The sequence below is a fragment of the Niveibacterium sp. 24ML genome, from assembly GCF_026586805.1.
Taxonomy (GTDB): Bacteria; Pseudomonadota; Gammaproteobacteria; order Burkholderiales; family Rhodocyclaceae; genus Niveibacterium.
Map to the genome: position 1 here is coordinate 18,305 of NZ_JAPFHA010000033.1, position 16,024 is coordinate 34,328.

Sequence of the window (16,024 nt, forward strand, 5' to 3'; positions counted from 1 at the left end):
TTCGGAACTTGTCGGAGAGTTTTTGTGTTGGCGAGAAGCCTTGGCTTACCACGTTTGCTTTTTTCCTTGATTGCTCACTGGCGTCAGAGTGCGGTGTTCATTGCCGACCTGCTGGCTGTCGTGGGTGCATGGTACGGGGCTTATTTGCTCCGCTTCAACGGCGACATTCCAAAGGAGTTTGCGGCAACCGGGATCGCAGGCTGCTTGGTCGCGCTCCCGATTCACGCGATCGTCGCGCGGGCCGTAGGGCTTTATCGAGGGATTTGGGTTTTTGCGAGTCTTCCGGACTTGACGAGAATCTTGAGGGCAATCTTTGTCTCTGTTCTGCTTACTGTTGTATGTAACGTGTTCGCAGGCTGGTCGCCTGTCGTTCCCAGAACGGTCTTCATTCTTTATCCGATTCTTCTGCTTTTGTGGATGGGCGGCAGTCGCGCTGCATATCGAACGTGGAAAGAGCATCACAGGTATGGCGATTTAATTGCACGCGGGCAGCCTGTTATTGTGATTGGTGCAGGACGTGCGGGGGCGAATCTCGTTGGTGAGCTGAGTCGATCTGCTGAGTGGAGGGTGGTTGGGCTTCTTGATGATGACCCTAAAAAGATCGGGCGAGAAATTTCAGGGAACAAGGTTTGCGGTGAGATAAAGGAGTTGGCCGCATGGGCCCATAGACTTAAGGCAAGGCACGCAATTATTGCAATGCCATCAATGTCGCGGCAAGTGCGCCAGAGGGCAGCAGCTGAGTGCCTCAAAGCGGGTGTCCGCGTCATGACCTTGCCTTCAATTGAAGATGTAATGCGGGGAGGCGCGGAAGCGGGTCGGTTTCGTGAGCTGAGCCTTAACGATCTCATCGGCCGCGCCCCAGTTGAGGTTGATGATGCGTCAGTGCGGCAGATGGTCTTCGGGCGCACCGTGATGGTGACGGGTGCGGGGGGGTCGATCGGGTCGGAGTTGTGCCGGCAGTTGGTTCGTTTTGGCCCTGCGCAGTTGATCTTGGTTGAGATGAGTGAGTTCGCGCTTTATACGATTCACGAAGAACTGAGAGAGCGCGCGGACGATGTAGCGTTGATTCCCATCGCGGGCGACGTGAGGGATGGAATGTGGCTCGAGGCAGTGTTTCGTCAGCAGTCACCGTCTATTGTTTTTCACGCGGCCGCATACAAGCATGTCCCTCTTATGGAAGAGCGGAACGCATGGCAGGCGGTCCGCAACAACGTTTATGGGACATATAAGCTTGCTGCAGTGTGTGTCTCAAGTCGGGTTGAGCGGTTTGTGCTGGTCTCTACCGACAAGGCGGTAAACCCCACTAACGTGATGGGGGCCTCCAAGCGAATGGCTGAGATGGTCTGCCAAGTAATGCAGCAGGGCGGAGCAACGCGATTTGAGATAGTCCGCTTCGGTAATGTGCTTGGCAGCGCAGGTAGCGTTATTCCAAAGTTCCAGGAGCAAATCGCGCGTGGTGGGCCGGTAACCGTCACTCATCCGGAGATTACCAGGTACTTCATGTCAATTCCGGAGGCAGCTCAACTGGTTCTTGAGGCTGCTGCTGCAGGTAACGGTAACAACGTGTTTGTGATGGATATGGGCGAACCGGTGAAGATTGCGGACATGGCGCGCGATCTGATTCGGTTGTCAGGGTATTTGGAGGATCAGATTCGTATCGTGTTCACCGGCTTGCGACCTGGCGAGAAACTTTACGAAGAACTGTTGGCTGACCAAGAAGAGACGCTTCCTACCCATCATCCGAAGCTGCGAATTGCTCGCGCGAGAGATGTTGAGGCTGAGTGGTTGGATGAGGTGCTCGCTTGGCTCACCCAGCGGAGTATTCCTTCTGATGATCAGATTCGGCGTGATCTTCGGCGTTGGGTTCCTGAATATGAGCCGGCGGTTCGGCCGACGTTGTCGCTTGTGGCGCGTGCGCCTAGAACTGTCGCTTGAGGTGTTTGGGCTTGAAGCGTCTTTTTGATGTGGTTTGCGCGGGATTGGCGCTCCTTTTCCTGCTGCCCGCGTTGCTTGTGATCGCCTTGGTGGTAAGAGTTGAATCCAGGGGTGCTGCGCTTTATTGGTCGAAACGAGTTGGGCGGCGCGGCGTGATTTTCCTCATGCCGAAGTTCCGGTCGATGCGCACGGATACGCCGGTGGTCGCGACTCATCTTCTTGGAGATCCCGGCCGATATTTGACGCGTGTTGGCAAGTTCTTGCGGCGAACCAGCCTGGACGAGCTTCCGCAGCTACTCAGCGTTCTAAAAGGCGATATGAGCCTCGTCGGGCCGCGGCCGGCTCTGTTCAATCAGGATGACCTCAATGCGATGCGGGCCGCATGCGGGGTTGATCAGCTTCGTCCTGGGATTACTGGTTGGGCGCAGGTCAATGGTCGGGACGAACTGCCGATTCCCGACAAAGTCGCGCTCGATCTGGCGTATCTTCAACGCCAGTCTTTCTGGTTTGATTTGAAGATCCTCTTCATCACTGTGCTTCGCGTGCTTACGGCGCATGGCGTGAGCCACTGACTGCCGTTGCCGGTGTTTTGCGGAACAACGGCGCGAGCGAATTCTCCTGGGTGCCGGGCTACAATTGCGCGCCTGATGAAAAACGGATCCTTCCATGTGGTTCAAGAATCTCCAGCTTTACCGCCTGCCTGCACCGTGGGCGATTGATCTTTCTACGCTTGAAGACAAGCTTGCGGCAAAGCCGTTTGTGCGGTGTGGGTCGCAGGATATGGCCAGCCGGGGTTGGGTGTCGCCGACCGGTTCGGATGTGATGGTGCTGGCGGTCGGGGGGCAGTGGTTGCTGGCTTTGCGCAGCGAGCAGCGCTTGTTGCCGGGCTCGGTGGTCAATCAGGTGGCGCAGGACAGGGCGGAGGAGCTTGAGGCGCAGCAGGGGTTCAAGCCTGGCCGCAAGCAGATGAAGGAGATCAAGGAGGCGGTGACGCAGGAGTTGTTGCCGCGCGCATTTACCCGGCGCCGCACCGGCTATGTGTGGATTGATCCGCAGAATGGTTGGTTGGTGGTGGATGCGTCCAGCGCGGCGAAGGCCGACGAGGTGATCGAGTTGCTGCACGATACGCTGGACGATTTGCCGCTGAAGCTGCTGGACACCGAGCGCTCGCCGCAGTCTGCGATGTCCGATTGGCTTGCTTCGGGTGAAGCGCCTGCGAACTTCACGATCGACCGCGACTGCGAGTTGCGTGCCATCACGGACGAGAAGGCAGCCGTCCGTTACGTGCGGCATCCGCTTGAGGGTGACGAGATTCCGAATCACTTGGCGGCAGGCAAGGTGCCGACCCGCTTGGCGCTGACGTTTGACGATCGGATCTCGTTTGTGTTGACCGAGCGCCTTGAGATCAAGCGCCTCGCTTTCCTCGACATCATTCAGGAGCAGGCCGAAAAGGCCGCAGCCGAGGGCGATCCGCAGTTCGAAGCGGACTTCGCGCTGATGTCGGCCGAGTTGGCGCGATTTATCCCCTGCGTGATCGAAGCGCTGGGCGGCGAACGCGAGATCGTCTGATCGCGATGGCACTTAAATCGACGATCTTCAAGCTCGATCTGCAGATTTCGGACATGGATCGCGGCTACTACGGGAACCATTCACTGACCATCGCCCGCCACCCCTCCGAGACCGATGAGCGGATGATGATGCGGGTGTTGGCCTTCGCGATGTTTGCCGATGAGGGCCTGGTGTTCTGCAAGGGCTTGTCGTCAGACGACGAACCCGATTTGTGGCAGAAAGACCTGACCGACGCGATTCAGACGTGGATTGAAGTCGGCTTGCCAGACGAGCGTGGGCTCCGGCAGGCGAGTGGTCGTTCGGATCAGGTGGTCTTGCTCGCTTACGGCGGGCGCACGGTGGATATCTGGTGGCAGAAGAACCGCGCGGCGTGCATGAAGCTGCAAGCGCTCAAGGTGTATCGTGTGCCGGAAGATGTGGCCGAAGCCTTGACCGCGATGGCGGTGCGCACCATGCAGATCCAGTGCAGCGTGCAGGACGGCGAGTTCTGGTTCTCAGACGGCGAGCGTAGCGCGCATTTTCGCCCGCTGCTGTTGGACTAAGCGCTTCCCGGGGAGTCGCCGGGGATCATGGCGAGGATGACGCGCCCGTCGCGCAACGCGTCTTCGAAGCTCCCTTCGATCATGTCCAGTTCGGCTTCGGTACGCGCATCGATACTCCGGATGCCGCACGCCCGGTTTCGCCCTTGCGCCTTGGCCACATAGAGCGCCATATCGACCTGATTGATGCCGCGCTCCCAGTCGATCGGGAGCGCTGCTGGTGGCAAGGGGAAGCTGGCGAAACCGATCGAGATGGTGATGTTCATCGAAAGCTCGCCGAAGCGCACGGGCTTGCTGCTGATTGCGTGCAGCAGGCGGCCGGCGAGGCGATCGAATTGTTCGATCGGCATGGCGCCGACGGCGATCAGGAATTCTTCGCCGCCCCAGCGAACCACCAGATCGCTGTCTCGCATCGTATCGAGCAGGCGCTGCGCAACCGCGGTGATTACGGCGTCGCCGGCTGCGTGGCCATGGGTGTCGTTCACCCGCTTGAAGTGATCGATGTCCAGCAGGATCAGGCCGCCCGCAAAGCCTTCATTGCCACTGCGGGCATGCATCGCCTCCTGGAAGTAGCGGCGATTGAAGAGCCCGGTCAGGGCGTCGCGTTCGCCGCGCACCTTGAGCATGCGATTGTTTTCGGCGAGTTTCTGGTTCGCTTCGCGCACGCGCCGGTAGAGCAGGCCAACGGCAAGCAGGCCGGTGAGCATCAAGCCGGCTGCGAGCAGCCAGACCCTCTGCTGGAGCGAGCGATTCTGCAACTCCGCGCTCTTGAGCGCGTTGTCCCGGTTCAGGAGCTCGATCTCGCGTTGCTTCTTCTCGGATTGGTAGCGCGCATCAAGCTCAAGCAACGCGCCTTTCCTGCTTGCCTCAGCCAGCGCGCGGGACGCACGACGTTCGCGGTGGTAGGCGTTGATGGCGTGCTTGTAGTCGCCTGCGGCCTCGAGTGCTTCGCCGTATTCGGCGAGCAAACCGGCATACATCGAATGTGAGTCGAGCCGCATTGCGAGGTCGAGTGCTTCTTCAACGTTCTTGCGCCCTTGCTCAAGCAGTCCCAGCCTGATCTCGGCTTGGCCTGCATTGGCAAGGGCGACGATCAGGCCGTGCGGGTCGGAGATCCGGCGGGCAATCACGATCGCTTCGTTGGTGATCTGCAAGGCGTCGCGGTAGCGCCCGGCTTTCAGGTAGGTGTCGCCAAGGTTGATCAGCATGGTTTCGATACGCTCCGGGTTGCCGGCCTGGCGGGCAAAACCCAGCGCGTTCTGTGCTGCAACAAGCTCCAGGGGGCGGTCTTTCTGCGCCTGGGCGAGCTTCGATCGGGTGTCCCAAAACTGCGCCAGGAGTGCCGGCTCGTCGATGCTGGCGGCAAGCTTGCTCGCGATCGTGGTTTCATCCGCCGCCCTGACAAGTTCGCCAGCTTCGATGAACAGCGTGGCAATGCTGTCATGGGCGCGGAACTGGCGCGGTTTGGATCTGAGCCGTACCGCGATCGCCAGCGCATCGCGGTAGGCGGCAAGCGCATCCGCTTGGCGTCCAAGATCGAACAGCAGCGATCCGCGAATCATCTGCAAGCGATAGCGCTGCCGCAAGTCGGCATCCGCCGGCAAGGCGTCATGCGCCTCGTTGGCAAGTTCGAGCGCGCGTGTCAGATCGCCGTGTGCGCGCACCGCGAAGCCGCGCACGATCAGGGCTGCTGCCTTGGCCTCGGGCGTGGCCAAGGCATCAAGCGCTGCAGCGGTGGCGTCGGCGGCATCAAGCTTGTTGGCGCTTGCTTGACTGGTTCCCTTCAGGGTCAGGAACGCAATGCGCGACGCTTGATCCGGCGCCGTCTTGAGCAGTGGATCAAGGCTATCGATTGCCGCATCGGGGTTGCTTCGCGCCTGGGCTTCGATTGCGTCGACCCGCGAAGCAAGGTCGGGATCGAGTTCGGCCGCTGTTGCTGCGGGCGAAAGCGCGATCCAGACAAAGGCGAAGGTGCAACGCACCAGGGCGCCCATGCTCCGGCTTGATGGAAGAGGCATTCGACGTTGTCCCAGCGGCGCGAATGCGCCGTCTGAGCTCTTTACGGCCAGCCTTGCTGGAACTTGATCCCCCGTAAGGGGCTGGGCGCACGACGGTGCCCGAGTCAATCCACCGGGCTCGGTGGCGGGCCTTCGGTCACGAGCAGTTCGACCAGCCCGTTCGACCACGCCTGTTCGAGATCCCGCTCAATCACTTCCATGTTCGATTCGCCGCCGGTGAGCAGGCGTGCCACCCCGTAAGCGCGGCTGCGGCCATGGGCTTTGGCGAGGTACAAGGCCATGTCGATCAGGTTGATCTCTCGTTCCCACGGCAGGCGCACATCGCCGGGGCTCAGCGGGTAGGGCGCGTAGCCCACGGACGCGGTGACCGGTATTTGACCGCAGGCGCTGGGCACCGGATGCGCAGAAATCGCCTCGATGATGCGTTGCGCGATGGGCTGCATCTGCTCGAGCCGCACGCTGGGCATGAAGACGAGAAACTCTTCGCCACCCCAGCGCACCACCATGTCTGCTTCGGGCAGCGCGCCGCGCAAGCGCGACGCCACCTCGATCAGCACCGCGTCGCCCGCGGGGTGGCCAAGCCGATCGTTGATCCGCTTGAAGTGATCGATGTCGATCAGGTAGGTTGCGCGCACGGTGTTAGCTACTTGCGCCTCAGGCTGGGCATCGAGCTGCGCCATGCGTTGCTGGAAGTGTCGGCGGTTATACAGCCCGGTCAGCGGATCGCGGCTGCTCTGGATCGCCAGCTCTGCGTTGCGCTCCGCCAGTTGCTGATTTGTCGTCCGCACGCGTCGGTAAAGCAGGCCGACCACCGTGGCGGCCAGCGCACCGACGATCATCAAGAGCCACCACACCCGCTGCTCAAGGCGGTGGTTGCTGATCTCGGCGTCCTTGAGCGCGTTCTCGCGGTTGAGCAAGGCGATCTCGCGCTGCTGTTTGTCGGCCTCGTAGCGCGCTTGCAGTTCAAGTACGACGCGTTGCTTTTCTGTCTGGAACAGCTCTTCTGACAGCGCGCGTTCGCGCATCAGGATTTCCAACGCCGCGTCGCTCTGGCCAATCTTGCGCAGCGCGTCGCCGTACTCCTGCAGCACGATGATCTCGTCATTCCGCGCGCCGTGGTCTGCGTAGGTCTGCAAGGCCTTGTCGATCTGGCGTCGCCCGGCGGCGGTGTCGCCGCTGAGCACTCGCGCAAGGCCAATGTTGGTCTGGATCGTGGCTTCGCCGGCCCAGTCCTGGAAGCTCTGCGCAATCGGCTGCGCCAGTTCGGCATGGGCGATGGCCTCGCGATACTCGCCGGTCAGCAGGAAGTAGTTGGACAGATTGATCAGCGCGGCCGACTCGGTCGCGCGTGCCCTGGATGCGCGTGCAAGTCTTAACGCCTCGCCCAGCGCCGTGCGCTGCGCTGCGCGCTCGCCCGTCATGTTGTGGATGTTGCTTTCGATCAGCTTGCAGTTGGCCAGCGCCGCCGTGTCTTCGTTGGCGCGCGCCGTGGCGCTTGCCTGATTGATGGTGACCAGCGCCCGGTCATATTGGCGCAGGCTCACGAACAGGCTGGCCAGGTTGGCCTGCGACGAGGTCTTGCGCCGCAGCCAGCTGTTGTCTTCCGCAATCCGCACGGCTTGTTGCAGGTGCCCGAGCGCGATGTCGTAGTGCCCTTGCTGATGGGCGACCGCGCCGAGTACGTTTTCCGCCCAGTACAGCAGGCGGGGCGGGGCATCGTTGCCAAGCTGGTTGCGGCCGGCGTTCGCGGCGCGTGCGGCTTCTTCAAGCTTGCCGTTTACCAGCAAGGCGTTGGCGCGCACCAGTTCGGCCTCGGCTGCGATGTTCTGGTTGTCGGCCGCAAGTGTGGCCAGTTCGCGCGCCGTTTGCAGCGCACTTTCCGGCACGCCGGCGAGTGCCTGTGTATAGCCCAGCAGGCTCAGGTAAGCCGCACGCCGCTTTGGGGGGGCTTTGCGGGCCTCGGCTTCGAGCGCGTTCAGTTGCGCGAGCGCCTGGTCCGGGTAGTCGCCTGTCAGGGCTTCGATCCGGCCCAATGCTTCGTCGGTCAGCGGGGCTGCTGCCGAGGGCGGCGCGGCCAGCAGCAGTGCGAGTCCGACCAGGCCGGCGGCGAGCGGCGCTGCGAAACACCGGGCGGAAACGAGCCAGCGCTTGTGCATTGCTCAGGTCGGCAAGGCCGGGCCAATGATGATCGGCTCGGGTTCGAGCACGACGCCAAAGCGTTGCCGCACATCGGCCTGAATGGCTTGCGCCAGCGCGAGGATTTCGCTGCCGCTGGCGCCACCCGTGTTGGTCAGCACCAATGCCTGATTGGGATGTACTCGCGCGCGGCCCAGCGCGCGGCCCTTCCAGCCCGCCTGATCAATCAGCCAGCCCGCCGCAAGTTTGAAGCGGCCGTCTGCCTGGGGATAGCTCACCAATGCCGGGTGCAAGCCTTGCAGTTGCGCGTGCGCTGCGGCACTGACGATGGGGTTCTTGAAGAAGCTGCCTACGTTGCCGAGCACCGCTGGATCCGGCAGCTTGCGTTGGCGCACCGCAACCACCGCGTCGAAGATGTCTTGCGGTGATGGGCTGGTGACGCTGCGAGCGGCAAGTTCCTCGCTGACATCGCGGTAGCCCGCGTGCGCAGACCAGCGCTTGGGGAGCGCAAAGGTCACGCTGAGCACGATCAGGCGACTGCCGGCGGGGTGTTTGAAAATGCTGTCGCGGTAGCCAAAGCGGCAGTCGGCGCGCGTGAGCGTGCGGGTTTCGCCGGTGTCCCGATCGATGGCTTCGAGGCTGTCGAAACAATCGGTCAGTTCCAGCCCGTAGGCGCCGATGTTCTGTACCGGTGCCGCGCCAACGTTACCCGGGATCAGCGCCAGGTTCTCAAGCCCCGGCCAGCCCTGGGCGAGCGTCCAGGCCACCGTTTCATGCCAGTTTTCACCAGCCCCGACGCGCACGAGGTGGTGGGCCGGGGTTTCGCCCACCTTTTCGCGGCCCGCAATGCTTGGCTTGAGCACCAGGCCGGCGTAGTCGCTGGCGAAGACGATGTTGCTACAGCCGCCGACGATGAGCACCGGATGCCGATTCGAGTCCGCCCACGCGAGCGCTTCGCGAATCGAGGCCGCCGAATCGGCTGCGCAGAAATGCGCAGCCCGTGCCGCCACACCCAAGGTGCTGAGGGGGGCAAGATCGACGTCGTGCTCGATGCTGGTGTCCATGCGGCTGCTAGGCGAAAAGCCTTGATTATAGAGGCGCGCCGTATAATCCCGGCGTTCGGGTTTTGTACTGGAGAGACAAAAAGATGCCGTCCTTCGACGTAATGAACGAAGTTAACTGGGTTGAGGTGCGCAATGCCATCGACCAGGCCAACAAGGAAATCACCAATCGCTTCGACTTCAAGGGGTCGGATGCGCGCGTGGAGTTGAACGACAAGGCCTTGACCCTGTTCGCCGATAACGACTTCCAGCTCTCGCAGGTGTGGGACATCGTGGTGGGCAAGTTCGCCAAGCGCAATGTGGACGTGCGCTGCATGGAAGAGGGCGAGATCGAGAAGATCAGCGGCAACAAGGTCAAGCGCGCAGTGACCGTGAAGGCGGGTATCGACTCTGATCTGGCCAAACGCATCGTGCGCATCATCAAAGACAGCAAGCTCAAGGCGCAGGCAAGCATTCAGGGCGATACCGTGCGTGTCTCGGGCGCCAAGCGCGATGTGTTGCAGGAAACCATTGCGCTGCTGAAAAAGTCGGTCACTGACTTCCCCTTGCAGTTCGGCAATTTCCGCGAGTAGTGCCTGGGCGTCGTTTGGGGGCGCGGGTCTTCGCCCGGCCTGCCTGAGGCCCGGGCGTCGGGGTGTTCCCCTGCTCAAGCTATGCGTCGTTCTGCCGTTAAGTCACTGACAGGCCGGCAATGCGGCCGGCCAGGAGAACGCAATGGACAGTTCAGCAATCGCAGCCTCGATCTCAGATCAATCGATGGGCACCGTAAAAGGTGTGGCGCAGGTGGCAATGCTCAAGAAGAGCATGGAAATTGAAGGTCAGTCGGCGCTTGCCCTGGTGCAGGCACTGCCAAAGCCGGCGCCGGTGCCGGCGGGGCAGCCGGGCGCGCTGGTCAACACCTTCGCGTGACGCCCGTGCCCGGCGCGTTTGGCGCGTCAGGGCAAATGCCATGGAGGCACCTGTCTGCAGCTTGACGTTGCGTACCTGAAGGCGCGCCTGGCGAGTGCCACACACAGCGAGTCAGAGCCGCCCGAGGCCGGCGATCAGATCGCCGCGGCGGTGCTCGTGCCTCTGGTTGTGCGGCCGCATGGCCTGCAGGTGTTGCTGACCAAGCGTACCGCTCACCTGAATCACCACCCCGGCCAGATCAGCTTTCCGGGCGGGCGCATCGAAGCAGACGATGTGTCACCCACTGCCGCCGCGCTGCGCGAAACCGAAGAGGAAACCGGCCTTGCGCCCGCCCTGATCGAACTCCTCGGCGAACTGCCGGCGTTCGATACCAGCACCGGCTTCCGGATCTCGCCGGTGGTTGGCATCGTTCGCCCCCCGTTCGAACTCACGCCCGATCCGTTCGAAGTCGCCGAGGTCTTCGAGGTACCCCTGAGCTTCCTGCTCGATCGTGCCAATCACCAGCGGCACGAGATTGTCTGGCGCGGGCGTGTGCGCCACTACTGGGCGATGCCTTGGGGCGATTACTACATATGGGGCGCGACTGCGGGGATCATCCTCTCCTTGGCGCACGCGCTTGCACCACAGGCCTGACCCTGCCGCAGCAGATTGTTGCAAAGCCGCGTCGGGCAAGGGTTTGACGTTAATCGGGCAAGATGGATGTGGTATCTTGCGGTGCACTAAGAAGGCCCGGAAACGCGCGGCCTCAACCGTTCTCAGATACCCCGATGACGCTGCTCTCCCTGCTCGTAGCCATTCTGCTTGAACAGATCCGCCCGCTGCCGTGGCGGCGTTTCGTCGAAGAACCGACCGAGGCGCTGGCCGGTTTTCTCGAAGACCGCCTGAACGACGGCCAGGCCCGCCATGGCACGATCGCGTGGTGCGTCGCCGTCCTGCTGCCAACCCTCGCATCGGTGCTGATCTACGCGGTGCTGTTCCTGTGGCAGCCGATCGCCGCGGTGATCTTCAACGTCCTTGTTCTCTACCTCGGCTTCGGCTATCGGCAGCACAGCCACTTCTACGGGCGTATCCATGCGTCCCTGCGTGCGCAGGAGATCGATCGTGCCCGCAACCTGCTGTCGGACTGGCGGGGCGGACGTTACGACCGCACGCCGCCTTCGGAACTGGCGCGTCTGTCGATCGAAAAGGGGCTGGTGGTCGGGCACCGCCAAGTGTTTGCGCTGTTTCCCATGTTCTTGCTCTTCCCGGGGCCAAGCGGGGTGGTGCTGTACCGCTTGTCCGAGCGTTTTGCGCATCTGTGGCCGGAAGGCCGCGAGCCCGGCTTCACCGAGTTCGGTCGCTTCGCGCGCAACGCGTTCACTGTGATCGACTGGTTGCCGGCGCGGATTACCGCGGTTGCGTTCTCGATCATGGGTGACTTTGAAGACGCCATCTACTGTTGGCGCACCCAGGCTGCGCTTTGGTCGGACAAGGTTGAAGGGGTTCTCCTTGCAGCCGGCGCCGGCGCGATCGGCGTGCGCCTGGGCAACCCGGTGCACGGTGCGGGCGAGGTGATCGAGCGTCCTGAATTGGGCACCGGTGACGATGCCGACGTGGATTTCATGTACAGCGCGGTCGGCCTGATCCGGCGCACGCTGGTGCTTTTTCTGGTGGTGATCCTGATGGTTGGCATTGCTGGTTGGGCGGGGCGCTAGCGCAATCAAGCAAACGGACGGGTGCAGCGCATCATTGGCACGTGTGAAGTGGGTTTCGTCACTGGTGTCCGGACGCCGATTGGGACTTACGGCGGACCTTGCAAGGATTTACGCCGACCGACCTGGCGGCCCGCTGGGGCGTGCGTACGGGCGACGCCAAGATGCCCACAGGATCGTCGGTGCGCTCACCGACCCGTTCGAGGCGACTCACATGTGCATCACCGCCTAGAACGTGGCGGATGAATTCGGTATCTCGCGCGAGGGCCAGGACGCCTTTGCTGTTGAATTGCATCGCCGCGCCAGCCTTGACACCGCTGCGGGCTACTTTGGCGACCAGATCCTGCCATCGAACTGGCGAGCAAGAAGGGTTCGACTTTCTTCACCAACGACGCGCATTTCCGGCGCGACGCTTCACTCGAGGGCATGGCCAAGCTCAAGCCTGTGTTCCGTAAGGATGGCTCGGTCACCGCGGGCAATGCCTCGGGCTTGAATGACGGCACCGCAGCGCTGGTCATGATGGAGGCCGAAGCGGCTGCCCAGGCCGGGCTCAAGCCGCTGGCGCGCCTCGTGTCGTATGGCCTGGCGGGCGTCGATCCGGCCTTGATGGGTACCGGGCCGATTCCTGCGGTGCAATTGGCGCTCAAGCGCGCTCGTCTGCGCGCAGCCCAGATCGACGTGTTCGAATCCAATGAAGCCTTTGCGGCACAGGCCTTGTGCGTGACGCACGGGCTTGGATCTTGATCCGGCGAAGGTGAACATCAACGGCGGCGCGGTGGCGCTGGGGCACCCGATTGGCGCGACCGGAGCGATCCTTTCGGTGAAAGCAATCTACGAGCTGATCCGCACTGGAAAGCGTTTTGGTCTGGTCACCATGTGTATCGGTGGTGGGTAGGGCATCGCCGGGGTCATCGAACGGCTTTGAAGGCCGCCCTTGCCCGGTGGCATGCCGGGTATGAACGCAAAGTCGGAGGCCGGTAAGCTTGGCCCGCACGGCCGGTCTGCGCTGTGGCGTGTGCAGCGTTGTGTGCAAAGGGGGCAGTGCTTTGGCTGGGTGTCGCGCCTGCCCATCTGTGCTTCGGCGCGTGAGCCGAATCGAGGCAAAATGTAAAAAAACGTCACAAGTTTCCAGTCTGGCATCGTACTAAGGCGACGATGTGCTAGCAGTTTCCGTGACTTTGCGTCCGCGCTTTCGGGAATGGGATGGCCTGGGGCGTGCGTTGAAGCGTTCATTCTGGTGTGACGAACTGCCTTTGTTTCCGGGATTCTTGGCCGTTTTGTGACCCGCGCGCGGCGATATTGATGCCTGGGCATGCATTTGGGATGGCCACGTCTCTGCGTTGCAATGTTGCGCGGCCCGATGGGTGGATAAGCAAAACTTCGAGCAAGCCTGGTCAAGATGCACTTTGGTGCGCAAATCAGCATGGCCGCCGATTCAAAGCGCTGCCGATGTGCAGCGCTTTGCGCTTATTCAGGCCGAACGCCAGCAATGATTGGTGTGGAGGCCGATGGACAAACCAAGAGGATTCCACTCATGAAGATTTCGACTCGTTTGATGACTCGCACCGCCCGCGTTTGCGCCCTTGGTCTGGCGCTGGCGTTTTCTGGATCGGCGCTGGCCTGGGAAAAGGGCAAGCTCCTGATCTGGGTGGGCGATGATCGTGCTGCCAAAGGCATGCGCAAGCTGGCTGCGGCCTACACGCAGAAGACCGGCATCAAGGTCGTGGTTGAAGTGCCCGAAAACCCCACCGGCACCTTCGAGTCGTCGATGGGGGGGGGCGGTGGCCCCGACATCTTCATGTGGCCGCACGACCGTATCGGTGACTGGGCGGGCAAGGGCTGGCTTTCGTCGGTGTCGGTGTCGCAGAACCTGAAGAACAGCATCGTCCAGGTGGCCTGGGATGGCGTGACCTCCAAGGGTAAGGTCTGGGCCTATCCGGTTGCCGTCGAGGCGCTGAGCCTGGTCTACAACAAGGCACTGGTGCCTGTCGCCCCCAAGTCGTTCGAAGAGATCCCGGCATTGCACGCCTCGCTCAAGGCCAAGGGCGTGTCCGCAATTGGCTGGGAAGTGAACAATCCTTACATGTCCTGGCCGTTGCTTGCCGCGAACGGCGGCTATGTGTTCCGCCGTGATCTGCTGGGTAACTACGAGCCCAAGAACACCGGCGTGAATAACCAGGGCGCGATTTTTGGCGCTGAATTGCTGCAGAAAATGGTCAAGGGTGGTGTGCTCAATCCCAGCCAGTCGACCGGCGATGTCGAGGCCGCGATGAAGAGCGGCAAGTTGGCGATGATGCTGACCGGCCCCTGGGCCTGGGAAGGTCTGAGCAAGGCCGGTGTGAAGTACGGCATTGCGCCGATCCCGAGCGTGGGCGGTCAGCCGGCTGCGCCTTTTGTGGGCGTGCTCGGCGCCATGATTCCGGCTGGCTCGCCCAACCGTGCTGCGGCGGTGCAGTTGATCGAACAGCATTTGCTGCCGGCAGAGGGCCTGCTGGCTTTCAACAAGGATCGCCCGCTGGGTATTCCCGCATCCAAGGACATCTTCTGGGATTTCTACTCTGACCCGCAGATCCGTCAGGCCATGGAGAGTGTGTTCGCCGGCAAGCCGATGCCGAACAACCCGGAAATGCAGTACTTCTGGAGCAATCTTGGCGGCGCCCTGCAAGAGATCACGATCAACGGTCGCAAGCCCAAAGAGGCGCTCGACGTGGCAGCCAAGAACATCGCTTCAGGTAGCTGAGCGGGCCTGCAGTCTGCGAACAGAACGCCCACCATCCGGTGGGCGTTTTGCTTTCTGGCGTGCGCATTCGCTGCCGGTTTGATCAGAAGCGTGGCGGAGCCCTGAGGGGGCGGGCATGATGCGCCTTTGCCCATTTTCGGAGAAGTCCATGACCCTTGGCACCCCGCTCACGGCATCCGCTACCCGCGTGATGCTGCTTGGCGCCGGCGAACTCGGCAAGGAAGTGATCATTGCCCTGCAAAGGCTCGGCTGTGAGGTGATTGCGGTTGATCGCTACCCACATGCGCCGGGCCATCAGGTGGCGCATCGCGCGCATACGATCGACATGACGGACGCTGCGGCCGTGCGTGCGCTGGTTGAACTGGAACGGCCGGCGCTGATCGTGCCGGAGATCGAGGCGATTGCCACTGATGAGCTGGCGCGTATCGAGGCCGATGGCTTGGCCGAGGTGATCCCGACCGCGCGCGCCGCGCAACTGACCATGCACCGCGAAGGCATCCGTCGCTTGGCTGCTGAAACGCTGGGCCTGCCGACTTCGCCCTACGCATTTGCCGATACGCTGGACGAATTGCGTGCGGCAATCGACGCCGGTATCGGCTATCCCTGCGTGATCAAGCCGGTCATGTCCTCGTCCGGAAAGGGCCAGTCCACCGTCCGCTCGGCGGCCGAACTGGATGCCGCGTGGGAATATGCCGCCAAAGGCGGGCGGGTCAAGCAAGGGCGCGTGATCGTCGAGGGCTTCATCGATTTTGATTACGAGATCACGCAGCTGACCGTGCGTGCGGTGGGCGCTAGTGGTGAGGTCGAAACCAGCTTCTGCGAGCCCATTGGTCATGTGCAGGTGTCAGGCGATTACGTCGAGAGCTGGCAGCCGATGGCCATGTCACCCGTGGCGCTGGCGCGCTCGCGCGACATCGCGGGCAAGGTGACCGCGGCGCTCGGTGGGCGTGGTCTTTTTGGCGTTGAGTTGTTCGTCAAGGGCGATCAGGTGTGGTTCTCGGAAGTCAGTCCGCGTCCGCACGACACCGGCTTGGTCACGCTGGCGTCGCAGCGGTTTTCAGAGTTCGAACTGCATGCGCGCGCGATTCTTGGTTTGCCGGTTGATGCGTCGCTGCGCCGGCCCGGTGCAAGCGCGGTCATCTACGGTGGTGTGGATGCTACCGGTATCGTCTTCGACGGGGTGCGCGAGGCATTGCTGGTGCCCGAGAGCGACATTCGCCTTTTCGGCAAGCCCGAATCCTTCATTAAACGGCGCATGGGCGTGGCCGTGGCAACTGCCGACGACACCGACACGGCACGCGCGCGCGCAAAAGAATCGGCGTCGCGCGTCAAGCCCAGGGCGGTTTAGCCCTTAGGGAAGGTCTGAATAAGTGAGCGAGAGGGATGCAGCGCAAGGCGCGGCGCGCGCAGCGACCAAGCCATATCA

Annotated in this window: 15 protein-coding genes and 1 pseudogene; 13 read left to right on the forward strand and 3 right to left on the reverse strand. The window is 62.2% G+C overall.

Features of this window, described 5'->3' with window-relative positions:
* Positions 1-27 precede the first annotated feature (27 nt).
* The 4 genes from OPU71_RS19780 to OPU71_RS19795 all read left to right on the forward strand — a co-directional run bounded on the left by OPU71_RS19780 (position 28) and on the right by OPU71_RS19795 (position 4,046).
* A complete protein-coding gene (locus OPU71_RS19780; RefSeq protein WP_267729795.1) occupies positions 28-1,935 on the forward strand; it encodes a polysaccharide biosynthesis protein in 1,908 nt (635 codons plus the stop codon).
* A gap of 11 nt (positions 1,936-1,946) precedes the next feature.
* A complete protein-coding gene (locus OPU71_RS19785; RefSeq protein ID WP_267729796.1) occupies positions 1,947-2,507 on the forward strand; it encodes a sugar transferase in 561 nt (186 codons plus the stop codon).
* Between the two features lie 94 nt (positions 2,508-2,601).
* Positions 2,602-3,504 carry a recombination-associated protein RdgC gene (locus OPU71_RS19790; RefSeq protein WP_267729797.1) on the forward strand — a complete coding sequence of 301 codons (903 nt, stop codon included), beginning with the start codon at positions 2,602-2,604 and terminating at the stop codon, positions 3,502-3,504.
* A gap of 5 nt (positions 3,505-3,509) precedes the next feature.
* Complete coding sequence (locus OPU71_RS19795) at positions 3,510-4,046, forward strand: YaeQ family protein (protein ID WP_267729798.1); 537 nt, start codon at positions 3,510-3,512, stop codon at positions 4,044-4,046.
* Here OPU71_RS19795 and OPU71_RS19800 read toward each other — a convergent pair.
* The 3 genes from OPU71_RS19800 to murB form a co-directional block, all read right to left on the reverse strand.
* Positions 4,043-6,061, reverse strand: a complete 2,019-nt coding sequence (locus OPU71_RS19800) for a GGDEF domain-containing protein (protein WP_267729799.1) — start codon at positions 6,059-6,061, stop codon at positions 4,043-4,045. The two genes, OPU71_RS19795 and OPU71_RS19800, sit on opposite strands and share 4 nt — an antisense overlap.
* A 104-nt stretch (positions 6,062-6,165) precedes the next feature.
* Positions 6,166-8,217: a GGDEF domain-containing protein gene (locus OPU71_RS19805; protein WP_267729800.1), complete on the reverse strand. Its 2,052-nt coding sequence runs from the start codon at positions 8,215-8,217 to the stop codon at positions 6,166-6,168.
* 3 nt (positions 8,218-8,220) lie between these two features.
* The gene (gene murB / locus OPU71_RS19810; RefSeq protein WP_267729801.1) at positions 8,221-9,261 is read right to left on the reverse strand and encodes a UDP-N-acetylmuramate dehydrogenase; all 1,041 of its coding nucleotides are present in this window, start codon (positions 9,259-9,261) and stop codon (positions 8,221-8,223) included.
* An 83-nt stretch (positions 9,262-9,344) separates the two neighbouring features.
* Here murB and OPU71_RS19815 point away from each other — a divergent pair, with 83 nt between their 5' ends.
* From OPU71_RS19815 to purT, 9 genes and pseudogenes are all read left to right on the forward strand, one after another.
* The gene (locus OPU71_RS19815; protein ID WP_267729802.1) at positions 9,345-9,830 is read left to right on the forward strand and encodes a YajQ family cyclic di-GMP-binding protein; all 486 of its coding nucleotides are present in this window, start codon (positions 9,345-9,347) and stop codon (positions 9,828-9,830) included.
* 142 nt (positions 9,831-9,972) lie between these two features.
* The gene (locus OPU71_RS19820) at positions 9,973-10,167 is read left to right on the forward strand and encodes a putative motility protein (protein ID WP_267729803.1); all 195 of its coding nucleotides are present in this window, start codon (positions 9,973-9,975) and stop codon (positions 10,165-10,167) included.
* Between the two features lie 18 nt (positions 10,168-10,185).
* On the forward strand, positions 10,186-10,800 hold the full coding sequence (locus OPU71_RS19825) for a CoA pyrophosphatase (RefSeq protein ID WP_420712407.1): 615 nt from the start codon (positions 10,186-10,188) through the stop codon (positions 10,798-10,800).
* 134 nt (positions 10,801-10,934) lie between these two features.
* Positions 10,935-11,861 carry a CobD/CbiB family protein gene (locus OPU71_RS19830; protein WP_267729804.1) on the forward strand — a complete coding sequence of 309 codons (927 nt, stop codon included), beginning with the start codon at positions 10,935-10,937 and terminating at the stop codon, positions 11,859-11,861.
* Positions 11,862-12,093: 232 nt separating this feature from the next.
* A pseudogene (locus tag OPU71_RS19835) lies at positions 12,094-12,326 on the forward strand (acetyl-CoA C-acyltransferase); the annotation flags it as partial.
* Between the two features lie 138 nt (positions 12,327-12,464).
* Positions 12,465-12,602, forward strand: a complete 138-nt coding sequence (locus OPU71_RS19840; RefSeq protein ID WP_267729809.1) for a hypothetical protein — start codon at positions 12,465-12,467, stop codon at positions 12,600-12,602.
* The gene (locus tag OPU71_RS19845) at positions 12,592-12,753 is read left to right on the forward strand and encodes a hypothetical protein (protein WP_267729805.1); all 162 of its coding nucleotides are present in this window, start codon (positions 12,592-12,594) and stop codon (positions 12,751-12,753) included. The genes OPU71_RS19840 and OPU71_RS19845 overlap by 11 nt, the downstream gene beginning before the upstream one ends.
* Before the next feature lie 639 nt (positions 12,754-13,392).
* Positions 13,393-14,598: a maltose/maltodextrin ABC transporter substrate-binding protein MalE gene (gene malE / locus OPU71_RS19850; RefSeq protein WP_267729806.1), complete on the forward strand. Its 1,206-nt coding sequence runs from the start codon at positions 13,393-13,395 to the stop codon at positions 14,596-14,598.
* Between the two features lie 148 nt (positions 14,599-14,746).
* Positions 14,747-15,946, forward strand: coding sequence for a formate-dependent phosphoribosylglycinamide formyltransferase (gene purT / locus OPU71_RS19855; protein ID WP_267729807.1), 1,200 nt, complete (start codon positions 14,747-14,749; stop codon positions 15,944-15,946).
* The last annotated feature ends 78 nt before the right edge of the window (positions 15,947-16,024 follow it).